Origin of the sequence: Neorhizobium sp. R1-B, from assembly GCF_004368875.1 — a bacterium.
GTDB classification, from domain to species: Bacteria; Pseudomonadota; Alphaproteobacteria; order Rhizobiales; family Rhizobiaceae; genus Neorhizobium; species Neorhizobium huautlense.
On the sequence record NZ_SOEM01000019.1, the window covers coordinates 31,362 to 55,017 of the forward strand.

The following is a 23,656-nucleotide window of genomic DNA, read 5'->3' on the forward strand; positions in this document are numbered from 1 at the left end:
CCTCGAAAAATCAGAAATACTGGATCGAAACCCGGAAAAGCTGCTCCACGTCCCGCACCGCCTCGGCCGTCGCAAAGAGCACCACCCGGTCGCGCGCCTTGATCTTGGTGTCGCCGTTCGGGCGAATGACCGTGCCGCCGCGATAGATCGCCCCGATGCGGATTCCCTCGGGCAGATCGAGTTCCCGGAACGGCCGGCCGACGAGGGGCGAGGTTTCGAGCGCTTCCGCCTCGATCACTTCCGCAGCGCCCTTCTGAACCGCATAGACGGAGCGGATGCGACCCTTCCTGACGTGCTGCAGGACGCGGGAGATGGTGACCGCTCGCGGATTGATCTGCGCATCGATGCCCACCGAATCGGTAAGGTTGTGGAGGGACGTGGAATTGATCAGAACGAGGTTCGACTTGCAGCCAAGCGATTTTCCGAGCACCGCCCCCAAAATGTTGATCTGGTCGTTGTTGGTCAGCATCACCATCAGGTCGGTGTCCTGGATATCGGCCTGGGCCAGAATGTTCTGGTCGAGCGCCGAACCGTGCAGGACGATGGTGTTGCGCAGCTTTTCCGATACTGCCGCAGCCCGTTCGCGATCGCTTTCGATGATCTTCAGCCGCGTCCTCGGTTGATGCTCTTCGATCGTGCTGGCGACGAAGTGGCCGATATTGCCGCCACCGGCGATGATGATGCGGCGTGCCTCCTGCTCCTCATGGCCGAAGAGCCCGAGCGTCCGGCGGACATGTTCGCGCTGGCAGATGACATAGGCGAGGTCGCCGACGTTCAGCTCGTCCGATGACCGGGCGACCGCCAGGCGCCCATTGCGGAAGATGCCGGCCACTGTCGCCATCAGATCCGGAAAGAGATCGGACAGCTGGTGCAGCGGGGTGGCGATGACGGGGCAATCCTCCATGCATTCGATCGCCACCATGGCGATATGGTCCTCGGCAAACCGGGCGACATCCGTGGCGCCGGGGAAGGAGATGCGGCGCAGCACCATCTTGCCGACTTCGATTTCCGGCGAGATCGTCACGTCGATCGACATGTTCTGGCGGCTGAACAGATCGGCATATTCCGGCTTCAGATAACTCTGGGCCCGGATGCGGGCGATCTTGGTCGGCACCGAAAACAGGGCATGCGCGACTTCACAGGCGACGATGTTGACCTCGTCGTAAAGCGTGACGGCGATGATCATGTCGGCGTCTTCGGCCCCGGCCTTTTCCAGCATGTCCGGATGCGCGCCGTGGCCGACATAACCTTTCACGTCGAGGGTTTCGGTGATCGCCGCAATCAGCGACGCGGACGTGTCGATGACGGAGACGTCATTGTCCTCCTGCGACAGCCGTTCCGCGATGCCGTAACCCACCTGCCCCGCGCCGCATATGATGACTTTCATCGGTCACTAACTCTCATCGATCAGGACTTTCGGTCAGACGCCCAGCGACTTGAGCTTGCGGTGCAATGCCGAACGTTCCATCCCGACGAACTCCGCAGTACGGGAAATGTTGCCGCCGAAGCGGTTGATCTGGGCAATTAGATAATCGCGCTCGAACATTTCACGCGCTTCGCGCAGCGGCAGGGTCATGATGTGATAGTCACCCTTGCCCGCCACCTTGGGCAGCATGTCGCCGAGGTCGGTCGGCAGCATATCGGCCGAGATCGCCGTGTCCGGCCCGTCGGTGCGGGCGAGAATCATCAATCGCTCGATATTGTTTCGAAGCTGACGGATATTTCCCGGCCAGTCATGCGCCTGGAGAACCGCCATGGCATCCTCTCCGATCCTGCGCGGACGGATGCCGGCCTGTTCGGAAATCTGCCGCATGAACATATCCACCAGGAAAGGAATGTCTTCGCGACGCTCGGCAAGCGCCGGCACCTTGACCGGCACCACGGCAAGGCGGTGATAGAGGTCCTCGCGGAAGGATCCGTCAGCGATCAGGTTTTCGAGATTGTAGGCGGTCGAGGAGATGATGCGGACATCGACCTTGACACGTTTGGACCCGCCCACGCGCTCGAATTGCTGGTCGACGAGGACGCGGAGGATCTTGTTCTGCGTCTCACGCGGCATCTCCCCTATTTCGTCGAGATAAAGAATACCGCGATGAGCCTCTTCCAGGGCACCGATCTTGCGCGGTTGACCGGGACCGCCCTCCGTACCGAAAAGAGCGATCTCCATTCGATCCGGGGTAATCGTCGCGGCATTGAGCGCCACGAAAGGCCCGCCCGAACGGCTAGACTTCTTGTGGACCATGCGCGCGACCAGTTCCTTGCCGGAGCCGGACGGGCCGAGGATCATGATGCGGCTGTTGGTGGGCGATACCTTCTCGATCGTCTGGCGGAGCTGCGAAACGGCCACCGAGGTACCCACTAGTTCGGCCGCATCGCCGGCGCGCTTCTTGAGTTCTGTCACCTCACGTTTCAGCTTGGAGTTTTCCAGCGCCCGCTCGGCGATCAGGATCAAACGGTCCGCCTTGAACGGCTTCTCGATGAAATCGAAGGCACCGCGCTTGATAGCGGAAACGGCCGTTTCGATATTGCCGTGCCCGGAAATCATGACCACCGGCAGATCCGGGTGGCGGCTCTTGATCTCGTCGAGCAGCGCCAGGCCATCCAGCTTCGAGCCCTGCATCCAGATATCGAGGAAAACAAGCCGCGGCACGCGATCGGAAATGGTGGCAAGTGCACTGTCGCTGTCGTGCGCGGTACGGGTCTCGTGACCCTCGTCGGAGAGAATACCTGAAACGATTTCGCGAATGTCTGCCTCGTCATCCACGACCAGAATATCAGACGCCATATGCCAATTCCTTGCTATTATCTGTTCCGGGTACGACTGCCTGTTGGAGATGCGGCAGCAGGACCCTGATCATGGCGCCCTTGCCATGATCAAAATCGGCAGGCGCATCATGCAGTTCGAGCTGCCCGCCGTGTTCTTCAATGATCTTCTTGACGATCGCGAGTCCGAGGCCTGTGCCCTTCTCGCGCATCGTCATATAGGGTTCGAGAATGCGATGCCGGTTTTCAGACGGAAGGCCGCTGCCGTTGTCGATGATGTCGACGACATAGGCATCGCGGGCAGCATCGAATATCGAGCGCACCTTGACCTTGCGGCCGTCGCGCTCTTCGCTGCTCGGCACCGCTTCGATCGCTTCAACTGCATTCTTGATGAGGTTGCCGAAGGCCTGTCCCAGCATGCGCGAATCGAACATGCCCTTGAGCGGTTCGTCGCCGAGATCGCGAATGAAATCCACATGCGTGGTACCCATCTCCCGCAAGAAGATCGCGTCGCGCAGGATGTCGCGCAGATCCGCTTCCTCCTTGGCAGGCTTGGGCATGCGGGCGAAGGCCGAGAACTCGTCGACCATGCGGCCGATATCGCCGACCTGGCGAACGATCGTATCGGTGCACTGGTCGAAAACTGCGCGGTCGTCGTCGGCGATCTGTTTGCCGTAGCGGCGTTTCAGGCGCTCGGCAGACAGCTGGATCGGGGTCAGCGGGTTCTTGATCTCATGGGCGATACGTCTTGCCACGTCCGCCCATGCGGTCGAACGCTGGGCAATGACCAGATCCGTGATGTCGTCGAGCGTCACCACATAGGATTCCTGCGCTGCGCGCTGTTCCTCGCGCGTCACCTGCATGGAGAGCGTCCGTTCCTTGCCGCCGCGTATCAGGTTCACCTGCTTGCGGAAATCGCCGCGGGCGCGGCTTCTCGCCTCCGTCAGCACCTGATCGATCTCAGGAGCGATGTCTTGCAGCTTCTCGCCCATGAGAGCTTCGGCAGAAACGCCGAGCAGTTCTTCGGCGGAAGGATTGACGATCGTGATACGCCGATCCTCTTCGACGCCGATCACGGCCGCCGTGACACCGGAGAGCACCGCCTCGATAAACCGGCGGCGATCGTCCACCTCGTCCTTCGCCTCGAGGATTTCGTCGCGCTGGCTGCGGATCTGGGAAATCATCTTGTTGAAAGTGCGCGACAGGTTGCCGACGTCGCCATCCGCCGCACGCACCGGCACCACGACATTGAGGTTACCCGTTGCCACGCTGTCGGCTGCGCTGATCAGGAGCCGGATCGGCCGGACGATGCGGTCAGCGACGGCGATCGCCGTCCAGATCGCCGCCAATAACACGATCAAGGCGAAACCGAGATAGAGCACGGCGAAAGCGATCTGCAGCGAGGTGCGGCCGGCTTCCATCGCCTGATATTCGGCCGTGTTCTCCTCCATGAGTCGCATGGCTGCGATGACCTTCGGATCGACAGCGCGGATCGTATAGAGGAACGCGCCCTGGATGGAATCGAGCTTGATGACGGCGCCGACGAGGTTGGTGATACCCGGCGGAATGAGCGTCGGCTGGCCGGCCGCTGCGGTTTGCAGCGCGTCCGAAGGGATCGCCGGCAGCGGCTTTTCCGTCTTGATATCGGCCTGAACGATCGCCTGACCGTCCTCGCGCACCAGGAAAGCGCCCAACATGCCGCGGCCCCGCGCCTGGCGGGTCATCAGGTCCACAAAACCCGTGCGGTCGAGGTAAAACATGGCGCGGTTCCGCTCGAGGTCGTTCGACATCGAGACCGTCTGCCCTTGAAGATAGCTTGCATTTTCAAGCATATAGGCGCGGGCGACGTCCTGAGAGGATTGCACGATCGACTGGGTGCGTAGCGAAAACCAGCGGTCGAGACCGACATTCAACGTCAAGCTGGCGAAGATCGCCACGAGCACTGCCGGGGTGATCGCAACAATGGAAAAAAGGACGACGATGCGCACATGCAGACGCGCCGCAGCGCGGCCGCGATTACGTGCCTTTACCAGCCGCAGCACTTCGCGGCCGATCAGATACATCAATCCCAGAATGAAGAGCGAATTGATCACCGCCGACGCGATGACCACATTGGTGCTCGGCGCAATCGGTGTCAGCCCGAGCAGGACAAAGAGCGTCAAGGATGCACAGATGAGCGCGCCGCCGGCAAGCAGGAGGCCGGGAAGCGCGAATGAAGCACGCCGATCCTGCGCCGACATTGCCGGCTCGTTTTCGGCCATCGGCGCTGTCACGCCTTCCGTCATCGATAACTCCGATCTCCAAGTCCTCGCGGGAGATCGTTTCAGCCCGAAAACCGAGCGAAGCGACAGTACCTTCCCGAACCGGCCCGGCTACCCCATCAAGAGCCGCCGCTCCCAGAAGCAAACCCCAAGCCCTGCGTGGCCTTTAAGCAACGCAATGTGGCGAAAATGCAACGATGGACCGATCCTGTCAAGCAGCGGGAACAAAGTCCGGTCTTGCTTCAACAACTTAACTCAAGCGCCGCGGGAGCTGCGATAGACGGAGACGCCGAGTTCCCGAATCTTCTTGCGGAGCGTGTTGCGGTTGAGACCGAGCAAATCCGCCGCCTTGATCTGATTGCCACGGGTGGCGGTAAGGGCGGCGAGGATGAGCGGATATTCCATTTCGGTCAGGACGCGGTCGTAGAGACCGGGCGGCGGCAGATTGTCCCCGAAACCCGCGAAATAGGTGCGCATGTTTTCTTCCACCGCCTGGGCGATGGTGAGGGACCCAGTGCGGGCTCCCATCTTGTCGATCGGGCTGTCCGGCACCTCGGAACGCAGCTCCGACTCAATAATCTCCCGGGTGATGACGTCCTGCGGATATAGCGCCATCAGGCGGCGGACGAGGTTTTCCAGTTCACGCACGTTGCCCGGCCAGGCATACGCCTTCATCAGGTCCAAGGCCTCGCTATCGAACCGCTTGGCGTCCAGGCCTTCCTTCTCGGCCATCTGCATGAAATGGCGGACGAGGTCGGGGATGTCCTCGGCGCGATCGCGCAAAGGCGGCAGGCGCAGCGGAACGACGTTCAGGCGATAATAGAGGTCTTCGCGGAAGAGGCCCTGGTTGATGAGCTGCTTCAGATCCTTGTTGGTCGCCGCGACGATGCGCACGTCCGTGCGGATCGGCGTGCGACCGCCGACTGTGGTGTATTCGCCCTGCTGCAGGACGCGCAGAAGACGGGTCTGGGCATCCATCGGCATGTCACCGATCTCGTCGAGAAAGAGGGTCCCCCCCTCAGCCTGCTCGAAGCGGCCGGTCGAACGGCTCTGGGCTCCGGTGAAGGCCCCCTTCTCGTGGCCGAAAAGCTCCGACTCGATCAGATCGCGGGGAATGGCGGCCATGTTGATCGCCACAAACGGTCCGTTGCGACGCTTGCCGTAGTCATGCAGCGCGCGAGCCACCAGTTCCTTGCCGGTGCCGGACTCGCCGGTGATCATCAGCGTCAGATCCGTCTGCATAAGACGAGCCAGAACGCGGTAGATTTCCTGCATGGCGGCCGAACGGCCGACGAGCGGCATGCCGTCCTGAGTGTCGTCGTCGAGGCGGGCGGGCTTGCGCTTGGGTTCGGCGAGCGCGCGGCCGATGATGGCAATCAGCTCCGTGAGATCGAAGGGCTTAGGCAGGTAATCATAGGCACCCTTTTCGGACGCCTTGATCGCCGTCATGAAGGTGTTCTGGGCGCTCATGACGAGGACGGGCAGCTCCGGACGCGATTTCTTGATGCGCGGCAGGAGATCGAAGGCGTTCTCGTCCGGCATGACCACGTCCGTCACGACCAGATCGCCCTCGCCAGCCGAAATCCAGCGCCAGAGAGTGGCGGCATTCGAGGTGATGCGCACATCGTAACCAGCCCTGGTCAGAGCCTGGTTCAAAACCGTCCGGATGGCCGCGTCGTCGTCGGCGACAAGGATCGTGGCAGTCATTTTTCACTTCCTGTGGAGTTCAAAGAGCGGCCGTCCGTGGCCTCTTCCTTGTGCATGGGCATCAAAACGCGGAACGTGGTGCGGCGCGCCTGGCTGTCGCATTCGACGATGCCGCCATGCGCACCGATGATCTTGGCAACCAGGGCAAGGCCGAGACCGGACCCGTTGGTCTTGGTCGTGATGAAGGGATCAAAAAGATGCGGCAGCAGGTCGGTCGGCACGCCGGGGCCGTTGTCGATGACGCAGAATTCGAGCGGCAGCGAAATCTTCTCGCGGGTACCAGCGACTGAGAGTTTGATGCCCGGGCGATAGGCCGTCGTCAGCATGATTTCGCCGTCCGGCTGATCGCCGACCGCTTCCGCGGCGTTCTTGATGAGGTTCAAAAAGACCTGCACGAGCTGATCGCGGTTGGCATAAACCTGCGGCAACGACGGATCGTACATTTCGGAAATCTTGATCTCGCGAGCAAAACCGGCCTTGGCGATGGCTTTCACATGATCGAGGACCGAATGGATGTTCAAGGGCACACGGTCCACCGGACGCTCGTCGGAGAAGACTTCCATGCGATCGACCAGGGATACGATGCGGTCCGTCTCGTCGCAGATCAGCCGCGTCAACGCCCGGTCGTCGTCTGGGACCGAGGTCTCGAGAAGCTGTGCAGCACCGCGAATGCCCGAAAGCGGGTTTTTGATCTCGTGGGCCAGCATGGATGCCAGACCCGTCACCGATCGAGCGGCAGCACGATGGGTAAGCTGGCGGTCGATCTTGTCCGCCATGGAGCGCTCCTGGAAGACCACCACGACCGACCCCGGCTCGCTCACCACCGGCGCGACGTAGAGGTCCACCAGCTTTTCCTGACCAAGGCGCGGCGAAGAGAGGTCGACACGATATTCGTTGACCGGTGCCTTGCGCTCACGCACCTGGTCAATCAGCGCGAGAAGAGGGCTGCCGAAAGGGATGAAGGTGGAAATTTCGTTCTTGGCGAGCTGCGCGGCACTGGAGCCGAAAAAGGCCTCGGCCTCCCAGTTGGCGAAGGCGACCCTGCCCTCGGCATCAACAAGAATCACCGGGTTCTGGACGGAATTGAGGACGGCCATGGCAAGCGCATTGCCGCTTGCCGAATCCTGCACTTGCGAGCTCATGCAGCCTCCTTGCGCCCGACGGCTGTGTTTCCGGTCAGCGCTACAGTCATCCGGCGCGCGACGTCAGCCGGGTCCCTGGAAATCATGATGGCGGCCTTTTCTTCAGTCGGCAGGTCTGGCGCGAAGCGATCGAGATACCAGCCGAGATGTTTTCGTGCGTGGCGCAGCCCTGCCTCGCGGCCGTAAAGCTCCAGCATCGCCTGATAGTGTTCGACGACAAGAGCGGCGATTTCCGGCTGCGAAGGTGCGGCGTGACCGGCGAGCCAGCCAATGTGCCACGGACGCCCCTGGGCGCCCCTCCCGACCATGACAGCATCTGCACCGGAGCGCTCCAGAATGGCAACGGCGTCCTCCGGCGTTTCGACGTCGCCATTGGCGATCAGCGGGATCGAGACGGCGTCGCGCACAAGACGGATGGCGTCCCAATCGGCCCTGCCCTCGTAGAACTGCATGCGGGTTCGGCCATGGATCGTCACGAGCCGGATGCCGGCATCTTCGGCACGGCGGGCGATATCGGGCGCATTGATGGAATTTTCGTCCCAGCCGAGCCGCATCTTCAGCGTCACCGGGACATCGACGGCGTTTACGGTCGCCTCGATGAGCGACAATGCGAGATCTGGGTCACGCATCAGCGCCGAACCGGAATAGCCACCGGTGACCTTCTTGGCGGGGCAACCCATATTGATGTCGATGATGTCGGCGCCGTTATCGGCGGCAATCTTGGCAGCCTCGGCCATCCAGCGGGCCTCGCGACCGGCGAGCTGGACCATATGCGGAGAAATGCCGGCACCTTTCAGCCGGGCCCAGGACTCGCCGCGGTTCAGCACGAGTTCGCGGCTTGCGACCATCTCGGTCACGACCAGCCCGGCGCCGAAGCGCCATGCGAGCCGCCTGAACGGCAGATCCGTAACTCCCGACATCGGCGCCAGAACCACGCGATTACGGATGGAAACGGGCCCGATATGGAAAGGTTCGGCGAGATCTGGAAAACGCAAATGATGATCTTTCGGGCACATTGGATTGTTGCACTATTTTTATTCAGTCCCGAAGCATTTGCCAAGAGCAAATCGGGAACTGCGTTATTTTTGAGCGGCCTGCTGGAAAAGCCGCTTTTCATTCTATAGTTCTCGCCCTGTCAATCCTTCAGAACGCAGAAATGGGTACGGCGCGTGGACGACAACTCCATGACAATCGGCATCGTCATCGTCGCCGCAGGCCGCGGCGAACGGGCGGGATCGCCCGAAGACGGGCCGAAGCAATACCGGCGTATCGGGGGAAAGCCGGTGATCGCCCATACGCTCGAACGGTTTCTCAACTGGTCGCGTAGCGGCCCGATCGTGGTCGTCATCCATCCGGACGACGAAGCGCTGTTTGCGGCAGCGGCAGCGGAACTGCCCGGTGCGGCGAAGGTCGTCACGACTTTCGGCGGCGATACGCGGCAGCGCTCCGTTTACGAAGGCCTCAGAGCTTTGTCAGCGACCGAGGCCACCCATGTGATGATCCACGATGCGGCCAGGCCGTTCGTGGATCATGCGCTTCTCGATCGGATCGCCGAGGCGCTCGACCAGGGACAGGAAGGCGTGTTGCCGGCTATGCCTGTCACCGACACGCTGAAGCGAGGCGGACCGGATCACCTGGTTCACGAGACGGTGCCGCGGGCCGGGCTTTTTGCCGCACAGACGCCGCAAAGCTTTTCCCTCCCGTCGATCCGCACCGCCCATGAAAAGGCGGCAGCGCTCCGACGCGAGGATTTCACGGACGACGCCTCGATCGCCGAATGGGCTGGGCTGCCGGTCCTGCTGGTCGAAGGTTCCGTCGACAACATCAAACTCACCGTGAAGCGAGATATCGCCATGGCCGACGAAAAACTTTCGCACCATCCACTGCCCGACGTGCGCACCGGTAACGGCTACGACGTGCATCAGCTCGAGCCCGGCGACGGCGTGACGCTCTGCGGCGTCTTCATTGCCCACGACCAGCGGCTCGTTGGCCATTCGGATGCCGACGTCGTCATGCATGCGCTTACCGACGCGCTGCTCGCCACCTGCGGCGCCGGCGACATCGGCGACCATTTCCCGCCCTCCGACATGCAATGGCGGGGCGCGCCCTCCCAGATCTTCCTGGATCACGCGGCAAAGGTTGTACGAGAGCGCGGGGGCACGATCATGAATGCGGATATCTCGCTGATCGCGGAAGCGCCGAAGATTGCGCCGCACCGGCAGAAGATGCGCGAGAACCTGGCGGAGATCCTCGGTATTTCCCTGGACCGATGCTCGGTCAAGGCGACGACCAACGAGAAGATCGGTTTTGTCGGCCGCCGCGAGGGCATTGCCGCCATCGCAACCGCCACAGTGGTCTACCGGGGAGATGCCGGGTGAACCTGTTTCCCGCCGACATCGAAGACCAGGCAAGGCGGATCGTCGCCGACTTTTCCGCCTGCGGGCTGATGGTTTCAACGGCTGAGTCCTGCACAGGCGGGCTGATCGCCGGCGCGCTCACCGAAATTTCAGGCTCCTCGGCCGTCGTTGACCGGGGCTTCGTCACCTACACCAACCAGGCGAAGATGGATATGCTCGGCGTGACCGAAGCGACATTGGCAGCCTTCGGCGCGGTATCCCGGGAAACGGCGCTGCAGATGGCGGACGGCGCGCTGTTCCGTTCAAGGGCAAACCTCACCGTCGCCGTGACCGGCATCGCGGGACCGGGCGGCGGGTCGGCAGACAAGCCGGTCGGCCTGGTGCATCTTGCGGCAAAAACCCGCTCCGGCATCTCGCTCCATCGCGAGATGCGCTACGGCGATATCGGCCGAACGGCGGTGCGTCTCGCGACCGTCAGAACGGCGCTGGAGATGCTGACCGACGCCGCCAAAACGACGCTCGCAAATCAGGCGTAAATCTTGTCCGCCCGCGTCTCGAAAGCTTCGGCGAACATCCGGAAAGCGCGGTCGAACATCGATCCCATCAGTGCACCGAGAATCATGCTCTTGAACTCGTAGTCGATGAAAAAGTGCACCACGCAGCCGGCGGAAGAGCCATCAGAGGGCGGTTCAAAACGCCAGCGGTTGTCGAGATATTTGAACGGTCCTTCGATGTATTTGACATCGATGGCGCGTTCGGCAGGGTTGAGCAGAACCTGGGTCGTGAAAGTCTCGCGGATCGCCTTGTAGCCGACCGTCATATCGGCAAGCAGTAGCGTCTTGCCGTCGCGCTCCTTGCTGGACCGGATGACCAGCGCCTCGCAGAGCGGTAGGAATTCCGGATATTTCTCGACATCGGCAACGAGCGCGTACATCTGATCGGCGCTATGCTTCACGGGGCGGCGGATTTCGAACTTTGGCATGATCCGCAGTTAAGCGCGCGCTTCCAGAAGATCAAGAAGTTCGCGCATCCGTCGGCGGGATTTCAACACCAGGACAGGCTTCCCGCCCGCATGTTGTTCCAGCCCGGCGAGAACCCTCGGCGCGAATTCCCTCTCCCAGGTCCAGACAAACCGGAAAAACTCCCAATCCATTCTTTCCGGGCAGCCGGGCGCCATTTCCGGCCGAGTGCGTCCGATATATTTAAGCCAGCGGCTGAGGATACCCCAGACATTGACGGCACGCGGCATTCGCACCCAGATAACGATATCGCTTCGCGGAACGCGAATATCGAAGGTGGAGGTGCTGGTGCCATCCATGATCCAGCGCTCCTGCCGGATAAGCTCTTCGATGATCCGCCGCTGCTCACTTCCCTCCCGCTGAACCCAACCCGGCAGCCAAAGCACGTCCCGATCGTTGGAAATATAAGTAAGCGCAAACCGCTGGGCGATCTGCTGCGCCAGGGTCGATTTGCCGCCGCCCGAACAGCCGACGACCAGGATTCTCTCCGCATGGCGGATTTCATCGGCGGCTTCCGAGATTCCGACACAGCGAACCCCGGCTGGACCGGATTTGATATCCATCATGATCTCCCGACAACCGGATGTCAGGCGGCCACAGCCGCTCAACACAGCCCAAACAAATGCTGGTTAACGGAATTTAATGTGCTAATGCCAATTCAATTTGGTGCATTGCCGCAATCGCGGGTAAAATAAACACATCAGGTGACCCACTGGCGTAATCGGACGAAGCATACATGGACGATTTTTCTCAGATGATAAAGCTGCTGGAATCCGCAAAGCAGCTCGCCGACATGAACGAGCTACCCATGCTTGCCTATCTGATCGAAATGGCAAAAGGCGAAGCGCGCGGTCAGCGCTTCACGCTGCGGGGAAGACGGCGCGGCCAGAGCAAGAGCGAAAAGGTCGAGGCGGCAGAATAGCTCGGACGCCGCCTATTCGGCGGCAGCCAGAAGCTTCTTTTCGCGGGCAGCCTTCAGCCGCGCGAAATCGTCGCCGGCATGGTGCGAGGACCGGGTCAGCGGGCTCGACGACACCATCAGGAAGCCCTTGGTATAGGCGACGGTCTCGTAGGACTTGAATTCGTCCGGGGTTACGAAGCTCATCACCTTGTGATGCTTGCGGGTCGGCTGCAGATATTGGCCAATGGTCAGGAAATCCACATCCGCAGTTCTGAGATCGTCCATCAGTTGTAGCACTTCGTTGCGTTCCTCCCCGAGGCCTACCATGATGCCCGACTTGGTGAACATGGTCGGGTCGAGTTCCTTGACCCGCTGCAGCAGGCGGATGGAGTGGAAGTAACGGGCCCCGGGGCGGACCGTCAGATAGTTGCCGGCTACGGTTTCGAGATTGTGGTTGAAGACATCGGGCTTGGCGGCCACGACGCGTTCCAGAGCCCCGGGCTTCTTGAGGAAGTCCGGTGTCAGGATTTCGATAGTCGTCATCGGGGATGCGGCGCGGATCGCCCAGATCACCTTCTCGAAATGTTCGGCGCCGCCATCTTCCAGATCGTCGCGATCGACCGAGGTGATGACGACGTGGCTGAGCCCCATCTGCTTCACCGCCTTGGCGACGTTTTCCGGCTCGTCCATGTCAAGCGCGTTCGGCTTGCCGGTCGCCACGTTGCAGAAGGCGCAGGCGCGCGTACAGATCTCGCCCATGATCATGAAGGTGGCGTGCTTCTTGTCCCAGCATTCGCCGATATTCGGGCAGCCGGCCTCCTCGCAGACAGTGACGAGCTTGTTTTCCTTCACGATCGAGCGCGTTTCCGCGTAGCCTTTGGATACCGGCGCCTTCACGCGAATCCACTCGGGCTTGCGCATCACCTCCGTATCAGGACGATGTGCCTTTTCCGGATGGCGGACGCGCTTCTCTTCGTCGAGAGTGGTCCTGTCGAGGATGGTGACCATAAAAACCTGCTTTCAACCGCGACCGTCGCGGAATGTCGTCAGCGTCTGACGAGTTTGGCAACGAATAGCAAAATGCAGGAGCCCACGAAACCCTGCACCAGGTAACCCAGCCATCCGCCTGCGACATGGATGTTGGCGCTCTGGAAGATGGCATTGGCGAGCAAGGCGCCGACAATGCCGATGATGATGTTCATCAAGACGCCGAAGCGGAGATCCATCAAAATGCCGGCGAGCCAACCCGCCAGGCCACCAATGATGATCGCTGCAATCCAACCCACACCCATATGAATAGCCCCGTTTTAAAAAGATGTTCCAGAGATATGGGCGGCTGCGCGCCCTTTCGCAATGCCGGGAATGTCAGGCGTTCAGCGCCCGGCCGTAGGCGTCGAGCACGCTTTCCTTCATCGTTTCGGAAATGGTCGGATGCGGGAAGATCGTGTGCATCAGTTCTTCTTCCGTCGTCTCCAGGTTCATGGCAACAACGAAACCCTGAATGAGTTCGGTCACTTCCGCGCCGACCATATGCGCACCGAGGAGTTCGCCGGTCTTCTTGTCGAAGATCGTTTTTACCAGCCCCTGATCCTCGCCGAGAGCGATCGCCTTGCCATTGGCCACGAAGGGGAAACGGCCGACGCGGATGTCGCGGCCCTCGGCCTTCGCCTTGGCTTCCGTCAGACCGACGGAGGCGACCTGGGGGTTGCAATAGGTGCATCCGGGGATTTTCTGCTTGTCCATCGGATGGACGTTCGGCAGGCCGGCAATCTTTTCCACGCAGATGACCGCCTCGTGTTCCGCCTTGTGAGCGAGCAGAGGAGGACCCGCGACGTCGCCGATGGCGTAGATGCCCGGCACGTTGGTCTTGCCGTAGCCGTCGATGACGATGAAACCGCGGTCGGTCTTGACGCCGACCGCCTCGAGGCCGATGCCCTCGATATTGGCCTGCACGCCGACGGCGGAGATCATCCGGTCGGCCGTGATCTTCTCGACCGATCCGTCCTTCTTCTCGACATGGGCGGTGATCGAGTTTGCGCCCTTCTCCACCTTGGCGACTTTCGCCTCCAGATGGATCTTCATGCCCTGGCGCTCGAACTGCTTCTTGGCGACGGCGGAGATCTCCGCGTCTTCGACCGGCATGACCTGGCTCATGATCTCGACGACTGTGACGTCCACGCCCATGGTACGGTAGAAGCTCGCGAACTCGATGCCGATCGCGCCCGAGCCCATGACGAGTAGTGATTTGGGCATTTCCTCGGGCTTCATCGCCTCGAAATAGGTCCAGATCAGCTTGCTGTCAGGCTCGATGCCCGGAAGCGCGCGCGGACGGGCGCCGGTGGCGATGATGATGTGCTTGGCGGTATAGGTTCCCTCGCCGAGCGTATTTTTCGGCACCGGTCCGACCGGCTCGACCGGCTTCTTGGTGGGCTTGCCGACGACGACTTCGCCGGGCTTGGTGACCTTTGCCTCGCCCCAGATGATATCGACCTTGTTCTTCTTGAACAGAAAGCCGACGCCGTTGTTCATGCGATGCGCAATGCCGCGCGAACGGGCGACGATCGCCTTGACGTCCGGCTTGATCGTGCCTTCGAGCGTCAGGCCGTAATCCTTGGCGTGGCTCGCGGTGTGCATGACATCTGCGGAACGCAGGAGCGCTTTGGTCGGGATACAGCCCCAATTGGAGCAGATGCCGGCGAGATGTTCGCGCTCGACGACTGCAACCTTCATGCCGAGCTGGCTTGCGCGGATGGCGGCGATATACCCCCCTGGACCGGAGCCGATAACGATGACGTCGTAGGATTGAGCCATTGCTTTCCTGCCTTTTCATTGGGCGGCCAGCCTGACGCGACCCGCCTTTTGGAATTTTCTCTAGAGCCCAAGCATCATCCGGACGATCGGCTCGAGGCCGCGTCCGATCGCACGGGTATTTTCCGCAGTCAGATGTACGCCGTCGATCGGCGTCGTCTTGGCGACCGAGCCGGCATCGAAGAACCCGCAGCCGAGCTCGTCGGCCAGATCCCGATAGAGCGACGCGAGCATGGCGGACTGCTCGATGCCACCCCGGAAGATCGCCGAAAACACCGGATCGGCGGTTTCACAAAGCGGCGGCGGCGAGACGACCAGGATTTCCGGCACCTCGTATTCGAAGGAATAGTCGTGCCGGCGGATCAGCCCGACCAGCCGCTGGATGCCGGCACGCGCCGCATGCGCCGTCCCGGCGATCATGGGCTTCATGTCGTTGGTGCCGAGCATGACGATCACCAGATCGAGCGGCATGTGGGTATGCAGCACGGTCGGCAGGTTCTTCACGCCGTTGCGGTCGCAATCGGCGAGATGATCGTCATAACCCGTCGTGCGGCCATTCAGGCCTTCGGCAATCACCGTCACCTCAGGCCCGAGCGCCGTCTGAAGGACGCTCGACCAGCGGTCCTCAAAGGCATGCCGGCCCGGTCCTTCCGGGTCATAACCCCAGGTGAGTGAATCGCCGAAGCAGAGAACGGTCTTCACGACGACGCCCTCCCGCTCAGACGAGCATCGCCATCGGGTTTTCGATGTAGCGCTTGAACGCGGAAGCCAGTTCCGCACCAAGCGCGCCATCGATGACGCGGTGGTCGAAGGCGAAGGTTGCCGTCATCACCGTGCCCACCTCTATCTTGCCGTTCCTGACGACCGGCTTTTCGACGCCGGCGCCGATCGAGACGATCGAGGCCTGCGGCAGGTTGACGATCGAGGTGAATGAGGAGACGCCAAACATGCCGAGGTTGGAGACCGAGGTCGTACCGCCCTGGTATTCTTCCGGCTTCAGCTTCTTGTCGCGGGCCCGCTTGGCAAGATCCTTCACCTCGTTGGAGATGACGGAGAGCGTCTTTGTTTCCGCCTTGCGGACGATCGGGGTGATCAGACCGTCCGGGATCGAGACGGCGACGCCGACGTCGGAGTGCTTGTGCAGCACGCGGGCCGTCGACGTCCAGGAGGCGTTCGCCATCGGGACTTCGCGCAGCGCCAGCGCCATCGCCTTGATGATGAAGTCGTTGACGGAAAGCTTGAAGGCCGGGACCTCACCCTTCTCCGTCTTCTTCACCGGTGCCGATGCGTTGATCTCGGCGCGCAGCTTCAAAAGCGCGTCAATCTCGCAATCCATCGAGACGGTGTAGGACGGAACCGTCTGGGTCGACTCCGTCAAGCGCGCGGCGATCGTCTTGCGCATGCCGTCATGCGGCAGAAGCTCGTAGGAGCCTTCCGGGAAAAGCTTGAGCGTTGCATCATCCGACGGACCTTTGGCCATTGCCGGAGCTGCGGCGCCGGCAGGTGCTGCCTGCGGGGCTGCGGCCGGAGCAGCCTTGCCGGTGCCCGAGGCGACAGCCTTCTCGATATCGGACTTCACGACACGGCCGTGGGGGCCGGAGCCGGAAACTGCCGAGAGATCGAGACCGGCTTCCTTTGCGAGACGGCGGGCGAGCGGCGAAGAGAAGGGGCGAGCACCGGAAGCAGCCGGTGCCGGTGCAGCAGCGGCCGGAGCCGGCTCGGCAGCTTTTTGTGCCGGAGCCGCTTCCGCCTTGGGAGCAGGCGCAGCCTCGGCCTTCGGCGCAGGGGCAGCAGCCCCGCCCCCGGACGACGCAGCCGCCGACACGTCCTCGCCTTCGCCGGCGAGGATCGCGATGAGCGCGTTTACCTTGACCGCCTCGGTACCCGCCGGCACGACGATCTTGGCGACGGTGCCTTCATCGACGGCTTCCACTTCCATGGTCGCCTTGTCGGTTTCGATCTCGGCGATCACATCGCCGGACTTGACCTTGTCGCCTTCCTTGACGAGCCACTTGGAAAGATTGCCCTCTTCCATGGTCGGCGAAAGGGCAGGCATGGTGATGTTGATCGGCATCGAGACATCCTCCCCTTATTTGTAGCAGACGGTCTTCACCGCCTGGACGACCTCGCCGACATTCGGCAAGGCGAGCTTTTCGAGGTTCGACGCATAGGGCATCGGAACATCCTTGCCGGCGATCGTCAGGATCGGCGCATCAAGATAATCGAAGGCCTGCTGCATGACGCGGGTGGCGATTTCGGTGCCGACCGACGACTGCGGATAACCCTCTTCCACGGTAACGAGTCGACCGGTCTTCTTGACCGATTCGATCACCGTCGGCAGATCCATGGGCCGGATGGTGCGAAGGTCGATAAGCTCGACATCGATGCCTTCCTTGGAAAGCTCTTCTACCGCCTTCACCGCATAGGTCATGCCGATACCGAAGGAAACGACGGTGGCGTCCCTGCCCTGCTTGTGGATGCGCGCCTTGCCGATCGGCAGGACGAAGTCATCGAGCTTCGGCACTTCGAAGGACTGGCCGTAGAGGATTTCGTTTTCCAGGAAGATGACCGGGTTCGGATCGCGGATAGCCGCCTTCAACAGACCCTTGGCGTCGGCAGCCGTGTAAGGCATGACGACCTTGAGGCCCGGGATCTGGCTGTACCAGGCCGCGTAATCCTGGCTGTGCTGGGCCGCAACGCGGGCAGCCGCGCCGTTCGGGCCGCGGAAGACGATCGGAGCGCCCATCTGACCGCCGGACATGTAAAGCGTCTTGGCGGCAGAGTTGATGATCTGGTCGATCGCCTGCATGGCGAAGTTGAAGGTCATGAACTCGACGATCGGCTTCAGGCCGGCCATGGCCGCACCGACGCCGACGCCGGCAAAGCCGTGCTCGGTGATGGGCGTATCGACGACGCGGCGTGGGCCGAATTCCTGGAGCAGCCCTTGCGTGATCTTGTAGGCGCCCTGGTATTCGGCAACCTCTTCACCCATTACAAAAACGTCTTCATCGCGGCGCATTTCTTCGGCCATGGCGTCGCGCAGCGCTTCGCGCACGGTCGTCATCACCATTTCCGTGCCGGCCGGAATATCCGGGTCGGAGGCGACGTCCACCTTCGGCTGGGCCGGGACCTTGCTGTCAGCGGCAGCCGTCGGCTCTTCCGTCGATTGACGGGCCTTGCCCCCAGCGGCGTCGGACGCCGCAGCGGGCGTGTCCGCATCAGCCTTTGGCGCGGCCGGCGCGGAAGAACCGATGGAATCGGCGCTTTCGCCTTCGGCAAGGAGCACGGCTATCTTGGTGTTGACCTTGACGTTCTCGGTGCCGGCCGGAACCAGCAGCTTGCCGATCACGCCTTCATCGACAGCTTCCACTTCCATGGTCGCCTTGTCGGTCTCGATTTCGGCGATAACGTCGCCGGAGGTGACCTTGTCACCTTCCTGTTTCAGCCATTTGCTGAGCGTGCCTTCCTCCATGGTCGGGGAAAGGGCGGGCATAAGGATGTCGATAGGCATAAGGTTCCCTCCCCTCGATCAGAGCAGAATGTCGGTATAGAGCTCGGACACATCCGGCTCCGGATCGGCCTGGGCGAAATCGGCGGAATCGGCCACGATATCGCGCACGTCCTTGTCGATCGCCTTTAACTCGTCCTCGCTTGCCCAGCCCTTTTCAAGAAGGCGGGCCCGTACCTGTTCGATCGGATCATGCTCGGAGCGCATCTTCTGCACTTCGTCCTTGGAGCGATACTTCGCCGGGTCGGACATCGAGTGACCGCGATAGCGGTAGGTCAGCATTTCGAGGATGATCGGACCCTTGCCGGCGCGGCAATAGGCGACAGCCTCGTCCGCTGCCGCCTTGACGGCGCGCACGTCCATGCCGTCCACCTGATAGCCCGGAATACCAAAGGAGGCACCGCGCTGGGAGAAATCGGTCTGAGCCGAGGCGCGGGCAACGGAGGTTCCCATGGCGTAGCGGTTGTTCTCGATCACGTAGACGACCGGCAGCTTCCAGAGATTGGCCATGTTGAAGCTTTCATAGACCTGCCCCTGGTTTGCCGCACCGTCGCCGAAATAGGCAGTCGAGACATTGTCGTTGCCGCGATATTTGTTGGCGAAGGCGAGACCGGTACCGAGCGACACTTGCGCGCCGACGATGCCGTGGCCGCCGTAGAACTGCTTTTCCTTGGAGAACATGTGCATGGAGCCGCCCTTCCCCTTGGAATAGCCGCCCCTACGCCCGGTCAGTTCCGCCATGACGCCGCGCGCGCTCATGCCAGTCGCCAGCATGTGACCGTGGTCACGATAACCGGTGATGACCTGGTCCCCTTCCTTCAGCGCCATCTGCATGCCGACAACGACAGCTTCCTGGCCGATATAGAGGTGACAGAAACCGCCGATGAAGCCCATACCGTAAAGCTGGCCGGCCTTTTCCTCGAAACGGCGGATCAGCAGCATATCGCGATAGGCGGCAAGCTCCTGGCCCTTGTCGAACTCGGCGAAAATGCCGCCGTTGAAATCTTTCCTGGCTGGCTTGGAGCTGGTTTTGGTAGCAGACCTTGCCGCGGATTTGCGGCCGGATACAGACGCGGTTTTAGTCGGCGCCATTCATCCCTCCCTCTGTGCTGCGTTTTAGAACGGAACAGATGCCGAGACTTACGCCGCCCGGAATCCCATTCTGGTTTCGGGGCGTACCATAGGGAAGAAACCGCGCCCCAGCAATGCCATAAATGCATGGCTCACATTCCGTACAACCCACTGAAAAGATTGACGAAAGATAAAATTAACCGAATATTGGTTAATTCAGAAGTAGTTATTGAAGATGACGATCTCGTCCGGGCGCGAGACATTGAGCTGATAACGAGCGATTTCGTCCAGCATATCCTTTTCCAGCGAACCATCACTCATGAGCCGCACCTGGCGCTCGAGTGCCTCCCGTCTCGCGGTCAGTTTTGCGAGCTCTTCCGCACGCGCCTGCCGCTGACGTTCGAATTCCTCCGTGGCGATCAGCCCGAGATCACCATGCACGGAATGATAGCCGAAGTATGAAAGAAAGGCGACGGTAATGGCGGGAAGGACGAAACGGCCAAATTTTCTTTTTTTATGATGCTTGGTCCACATGCCGTTCAACGCCTTGCCACACTTGCCGGATCACGCGAACGATCCGAAACAGAAGGTAAAATTCGCAGAACTTGCTTAAGCAATCGTTTCCATTGCCGCGACGCAAAAAGCCCGCGCTTTCGGCGCGGGCTCTATAGACACATAAATGGAGCTGGTTCAGCCCTTCAGGACGGAGCGGCCGGCATAGGCGGCCTGCGGACCCAGCATTTCCTCGATGCGGATAAGCTGGTTGTACTTGGCAAGCCGATCCGAACGCGAAAGCGAGCCTGTCTTGATCTGACCGCAATTGGTGGCGACGGCAAGATCCGCGATCGTCGAATCTTCCGTCTCGCCGGAGCGATGCGACATGACGGCGGTGTAGTTTGCCTTATGCGCCGTTTCGACCGCATCCAGCGTTTCCGACAGCGAGCCGATCTGATTGACCTTCACCAGGATGGAATTTGCCACGCCCATCTTGATGCCGTCGCGAAGGCGCGCGGAATTGGTGACGAAGAGGTCGTCTCCGACGAGTTGGACCTTGGAGCCGATCTTGTCCGTCAGGGACTTCCAGCCATCCCAATCGTCTTCAGCCATGCCGTCTTCGATCGAGATGATCGGATACTTCGCCGCAAGCTCGGCGAGGTAATCCGCCATGGCTTCCGGCTCCAGCGTACGACCCTCGCCTTCCATCTCGTATTTGCCGTTCTTGAAGAATTCCGTCGAAGCGCAATCGAGCGCAAGGCAGACGTCGTCGCCCGGCTTGTAGCCTGCCTTCTCGACCGACTTCATGATGAAATCGAGAGCTTCCGGAGCGCTTTTCAGCCCCGGCGCAAAGCCGCCTTCGTCGCCGACATTGGTGTTGTGGCCCTGGGCCGCGAGTTCCTTCTTGAGAACATGGAAGATCTCAGATCCCATGCGCACGGCATCACGCAGCGTGTCAGCGCCGACCGGCATGATCATGAATTCCTGGAAGTCGATCGGGTTGTCGGCATGTGCACCGCCATTGATGATGTTCATCATCGGCACGGGAAGCACATGCGCATTCGGGCCGCCGACATAACGGTAGAGCGGCAGGCCGGTGGTTTCGGCCGCAGCCCTGGCGACGGCAAGCGATACGCCGAGAATGGCATTGGCGCCGAGGCGCGACTTGTTCGGCGTGCCATCGAGAGCGATCATCGTCTTGTCGATGTGGATCTGGCTCTCCGCATCGAAACCGCCGATCGCGTCGAAGATCTCTGTATTGACGGCTTCCACAGCCTTCTCGACACCCTTGCCGTGGTAACGCTTTCCGCCGTCACGCAGTTCAACTGCCTCATGCGCGCCGGTCGAGGCGCCCGACGGGACGGCCGCACGGCCAAAAGAACCGTCTTCGAGATGGACATCCACTTCGACGGTGGGGTTGCCGCGGCTGTCGAGGATTTCACGGGCGATGATATCGGTGATGGCGGTCATGGCTCTTCCTGCTGTGGTGGTTTGGTGGGACCTGTCTTAATGGAAGGCGTGCAAAATACAATCCGCGGACTGGCTCCTAGCGAAAGAGCGGTATCGGAAAAATATGTCATGGTTTTGAAGGCTGCCGGCTGGACAATCGTGATCATCAGCAAAGTCGACCTTATTTCGGAATTAACTATTGTATTTTACGGTTAATGGAAGATGAGGCAAGTATAGGCCGACGGAACACGCCGCACACAAGCCATCCTCGTCTAGATTTATTTGAAGGCAATTCATGCGGGCGATGGCCGCCCAGAGGGCTCTGTGGGGGAGCAACGATGAGACTCAATATCGCACGCAGCCTGGCAATCTTTGCCGCGGTGGTCACTACTGGACTTGTCATTTCGATCGGCATTCAAAATCACGCGTTCAACAAGCTTCGCGTCAACGGCGAGGTCTACCGGCAGATCATCTACGGCAAGGATCTCGTCGCCGATATCCTGCCGCCACCTCTCTATCTGGTGGAAAGTTACATGCTGGCGCTCGAGGCGGTCCAGAGACCAGCTGCCGCCAAACCCAATCTCGAACGTATTGCGGCCGTCCTGAAGCCGGCCTACGCGGACCGCCGGAAATACTGGCAGGAAACGGCGCTCAGTGCGGACCTCAAGCAGAAGCTTCTCGCGGACGTGCTTGTGAAAGGCGACGACTTCTGGAAGACGATGAAAGACGAGCTCTCGCCCGCAATCCTCGCCGGCAATACGCCAGTCGTCGGCGCCGCCTTCGAGAAGCTCGCCACGCAGTTTCATGTGCATGAAGCGGCGGTCAACGAGCTCGTGGAGATGGCGAACGTCTTCCTCGCGGATGCGGAGAAGGATGCGACCGAACAGACGCAGCTTCTTTCATCGATCACGCTTGCCGCAGCTGCCGCTTCCGTGCTTCTGCTGGTCGGAGGGCTCTATCTCTTCCGCCGCCGCGCCATCGTGCCGCTGTCTGTAATGCGCGACTACATGACAGTGCTGGCAGGCGGCGACTATTCGCGGGACGTGCCCTTCAGCGGCCGCGGGGACGAGATCGGCGAGATGGCGCAGGCCGTCACGATCTTCCGCCAATCGGGACAGGAGCGCGACAATATCCGGCTGCGGCAGGAAGCCGACCGGCAGGCGCAGGCCGAACGGGATCTGGCGCTGGCGAAGGACAAGGCGAGCGAAGAGGCCGAAAGAGAGAGCGTCATTTCGCATCTTCGGGCCGGCCTCTCCCGACTGTCGCAGGGCGACCTGACGGTGCAGATAGATCATCCTTTCCAGGCGGCCTATGAGGAGTTGCGGGAGGAATTCAACTCCAGCATCCGCACACTCTATTCCGTCATGCAGGAAATTTCCGGGGTAACGGAAACCGTGCGGACCGGTTCGGGCGTGATCGCTAACGGCACCGACGACCTGGCGCAGCGCACTGAGCATCAGGCAGCATCGTTGGAACAGGCCGCCTCGGCGCTCGACCAGATTACCGCCACCATGAGAAATGCGACGGCAAGAGCGCAAGAGGCGAATACCATGATGACGGCCGCTCAGCAGGGTGCCGCCCATTCTGCGGGTGTCGTGCGGGATGCCGTGGTGGCGATGGAGCAGATCGAGGCCTCCTCCACCCAGATCAGCAGCATCATAAACGTGATCGACGAGATCGCATTTCAGACGAATCTGCTAGCGCTCAACGCAGGTGTCGAGGCTGCGCGTGCCGGCGAAGCCGGCAAGGGTTTTGCGGTCGTCGCGCAGGAAGTCCGCGATCTCGCCGGGCGCTCGGCCAATCTTGCCCATGAAATCAAGCGGCTGATCGAAACCTCCGCGAGCCAGGTGGCGGCGGGGGTGTCACTCGTAAACCGCACCGGCGAGGCGCTGGGCGACATCGACGGCCAGGTCGCCAAGGTCACCGACCTCATCGGCTCGATCATGCGGGCCTCCTCGGAACAGTCGACGGCACTCCAGGAAGTCAATACCGCGATCAACCGTATGGACACGGTAACCCAGCAGAACGCTGCAATGGTGGAAGAAACAAGTGCTGCGTGCCATGAACTCGGCGAAGAGGCGGCCAAGCTCAACCGCCTTCTATCCCGCTTCAAGCTTCAGTCCACGACAGCCGGAAGTCACCGGCCGGCGACAGGCCTTCAAAAGGCTGGCTGAG

21 protein-coding genes are annotated in these 23,656 nt (G+C 61.1%); 4 read left to right on the plus strand and 17 right to left on the minus strand.

Going from position 1 to position 23,656, the window contains the following annotated elements; all coding sequences use genetic code 11:
- Positions 1-10: 10 nt before the first annotated feature.
- The 6 genes from trkA to dusB all read right to left on the minus strand — a co-directional run bounded on the left by trkA (position 11) and on the right by dusB (position 8,889).
- The gene (trkA, locus tag EDE05_RS20970) at positions 11-1,387 is read right to left on the minus strand and encodes a Trk system potassium transporter TrkA (RefSeq protein ID WP_105372544.1); all 1,377 of its coding nucleotides are present in this window, start codon (positions 1,385-1,387) and stop codon (positions 11-13) included.
- Positions 1,388-1,420: 33 nt separating this feature from the next.
- On the minus strand, positions 1,421-2,785 hold the full coding sequence (locus EDE05_RS20975; RefSeq protein ID WP_105372543.1) for a sigma-54 dependent transcriptional regulator: 1,365 nt from the start codon (positions 2,783-2,785) through the stop codon (positions 1,421-1,423).
- Positions 2,775-5,048, minus strand: a complete 2,274-nt coding sequence (locus EDE05_RS20980) for a PAS domain-containing sensor histidine kinase (protein ID WP_112798262.1) — start codon at positions 5,046-5,048, stop codon at positions 2,775-2,777. Before EDE05_RS20980 ends, EDE05_RS20975 begins: the two co-directional genes overlap by 11 nt.
- Before the next feature lie 231 nt (positions 5,049-5,279).
- Positions 5,280-6,731: a nitrogen regulation protein NR(I) gene (gene ntrC, locus EDE05_RS20985; RefSeq protein WP_112798264.1), complete on the minus strand. Its 1,452-nt coding sequence runs from the start codon at positions 6,729-6,731 to the stop codon at positions 5,280-5,282.
- On the minus strand, positions 6,728-7,873 hold the full coding sequence (locus tag EDE05_RS20990) for a nitrogen regulation protein NR(II) (protein WP_112798266.1): 1,146 nt from the start codon (positions 7,871-7,873) through the stop codon (positions 6,728-6,730). The genes ntrC and EDE05_RS20990 overlap by 4 nt, the downstream gene beginning before the upstream one ends.
- Positions 7,870-8,889, minus strand: a complete 1,020-nt coding sequence (gene dusB / locus EDE05_RS20995) for a tRNA dihydrouridine synthase DusB (protein ID WP_112798268.1) — start codon at positions 8,887-8,889, stop codon at positions 7,870-7,872. Before dusB ends, EDE05_RS20990 begins: the two co-directional genes overlap by 4 nt.
- 168 nt (positions 8,890-9,057) lie before the next feature.
- Between dusB and EDE05_RS21000 the strand changes: the two genes are divergently transcribed.
- Both EDE05_RS21000 and EDE05_RS21005 read left to right on the plus strand, forming a co-directional pair.
- Positions 9,058-10,251 carry a bifunctional 2-C-methyl-D-erythritol 4-phosphate cytidylyltransferase/2-C-methyl-D-erythritol 2,4-cyclodiphosphate synthase gene (locus EDE05_RS21000; RefSeq protein ID WP_112798270.1) on the plus strand — a complete coding sequence of 398 codons (1,194 nt, stop codon included), beginning with the start codon at positions 9,058-9,060 and terminating at the stop codon, positions 10,249-10,251.
- Positions 10,248-10,766 (plus strand): CinA family protein, encoded by a 519-nt coding sequence (locus tag EDE05_RS21005; RefSeq protein ID WP_105372537.1) that lies wholly within the window; start codon positions 10,248-10,250, stop codon positions 10,764-10,766. The genes EDE05_RS21000 and EDE05_RS21005 overlap by 4 nt, the downstream gene beginning before the upstream one ends.
- On the opposite strand, the gene EDE05_RS21010 is transcribed toward EDE05_RS21005, so the two are convergent.
- Complete coding sequence (locus EDE05_RS21010; RefSeq protein ID WP_112798272.1) at positions 10,757-11,212, minus strand: type II toxin-antitoxin system RatA family toxin; 456 nt, start codon at positions 11,210-11,212, stop codon at positions 10,757-10,759. The genes EDE05_RS21005 and EDE05_RS21010 overlap by 10 nt on opposite strands.
- 9 nt (positions 11,213-11,221) lie before the next feature.
- Positions 11,222-11,815, minus strand: a complete 594-nt coding sequence (locus tag EDE05_RS21015; RefSeq protein ID WP_112798274.1) for an AAA family ATPase — start codon at positions 11,813-11,815, stop codon at positions 11,222-11,224.
- 170 nt (positions 11,816-11,985) lie between these two features.
- Between EDE05_RS21015 and EDE05_RS21020 the strand changes: the two genes are divergently transcribed.
- The gene (locus EDE05_RS21020; RefSeq protein WP_105372534.1) at positions 11,986-12,171 is read left to right on the plus strand and encodes a hypothetical protein; all 186 of its coding nucleotides are present in this window, start codon (positions 11,986-11,988) and stop codon (positions 12,169-12,171) included.
- A gap of 12 nt (positions 12,172-12,183) precedes the next feature.
- Here EDE05_RS21020 and lipA read toward each other — a convergent pair whose 3' ends face one another.
- The 9 genes from lipA to eno all read right to left on the minus strand — a co-directional run bounded on the left by lipA (position 12,184) and on the right by eno (position 21,502).
- Positions 12,184-13,158, minus strand: coding sequence for a lipoyl synthase (lipA, locus tag EDE05_RS21025; RefSeq protein ID WP_105372533.1), 975 nt, complete (start codon positions 13,156-13,158; stop codon positions 12,184-12,186).
- A gap of 38 nt (positions 13,159-13,196) precedes the next feature.
- Entirely contained in the window at positions 13,197-13,442 is a 246-nt protein-coding gene (locus tag EDE05_RS21030; protein WP_112798276.1) for a GlsB/YeaQ/YmgE family stress response membrane protein, read from the minus strand.
- Positions 13,443-13,515: 73 nt separating this feature from the next.
- Entirely contained in the window at positions 13,516-14,961 is a 1,446-nt protein-coding gene (lpdA, locus tag EDE05_RS21035) for a dihydrolipoyl dehydrogenase (RefSeq protein WP_112798278.1), read from the minus strand.
- A 60-nt stretch (positions 14,962-15,021) separates the two neighbouring features.
- Positions 15,022-15,660: an SGNH/GDSL hydrolase family protein gene (locus EDE05_RS21040; protein WP_112798280.1), complete on the minus strand. Its 639-nt coding sequence runs from the start codon at positions 15,658-15,660 to the stop codon at positions 15,022-15,024.
- Positions 15,661-15,676: 16 nt separating this feature from the next.
- The gene (locus tag EDE05_RS21045) at positions 15,677-17,032 is read right to left on the minus strand and encodes a pyruvate dehydrogenase complex dihydrolipoamide acetyltransferase (RefSeq protein WP_112798282.1); all 1,356 of its coding nucleotides are present in this window, start codon (positions 17,030-17,032) and stop codon (positions 15,677-15,679) included.
- 15 nt (positions 17,033-17,047) lie between these two features.
- A complete protein-coding gene (locus EDE05_RS21050; protein ID WP_112798285.1) occupies positions 17,048-18,469 on the minus strand; it encodes a pyruvate dehydrogenase complex E1 component subunit beta in 1,422 nt (473 codons plus the stop codon).
- 18 nt (positions 18,470-18,487) lie between these two features.
- Positions 18,488-19,558, minus strand: coding sequence for a pyruvate dehydrogenase (acetyl-transferring) E1 component subunit alpha (pdhA, locus tag EDE05_RS21055; protein ID WP_105372527.1), 1,071 nt, complete (start codon positions 19,556-19,558; stop codon positions 18,488-18,490).
- Between the two features lie 195 nt (positions 19,559-19,753).
- Positions 19,754-20,071, minus strand: a complete 318-nt coding sequence (locus tag EDE05_RS21060; RefSeq protein WP_105372526.1) for a septum formation initiator family protein — start codon at positions 20,069-20,071, stop codon at positions 19,754-19,756.
- Positions 20,072-20,227: 156 nt separating this feature from the next.
- Entirely contained in the window at positions 20,228-21,502 is a 1,275-nt protein-coding gene (gene eno, locus EDE05_RS21065; RefSeq protein ID WP_112798288.1) for a phosphopyruvate hydratase, read from the minus strand.
- A gap of 317 nt (positions 21,503-21,819) precedes the next feature.
- Between eno and EDE05_RS21070 the strand changes: the two genes are divergently transcribed.
- Complete coding sequence (locus EDE05_RS21070; protein ID WP_112798290.1) at positions 21,820-23,655, plus strand: methyl-accepting chemotaxis protein; 1,836 nt, start codon at positions 21,820-21,822, stop codon at positions 23,653-23,655.
- The last annotated feature ends 1 nt before the right edge of the window (position 23,656 follow it).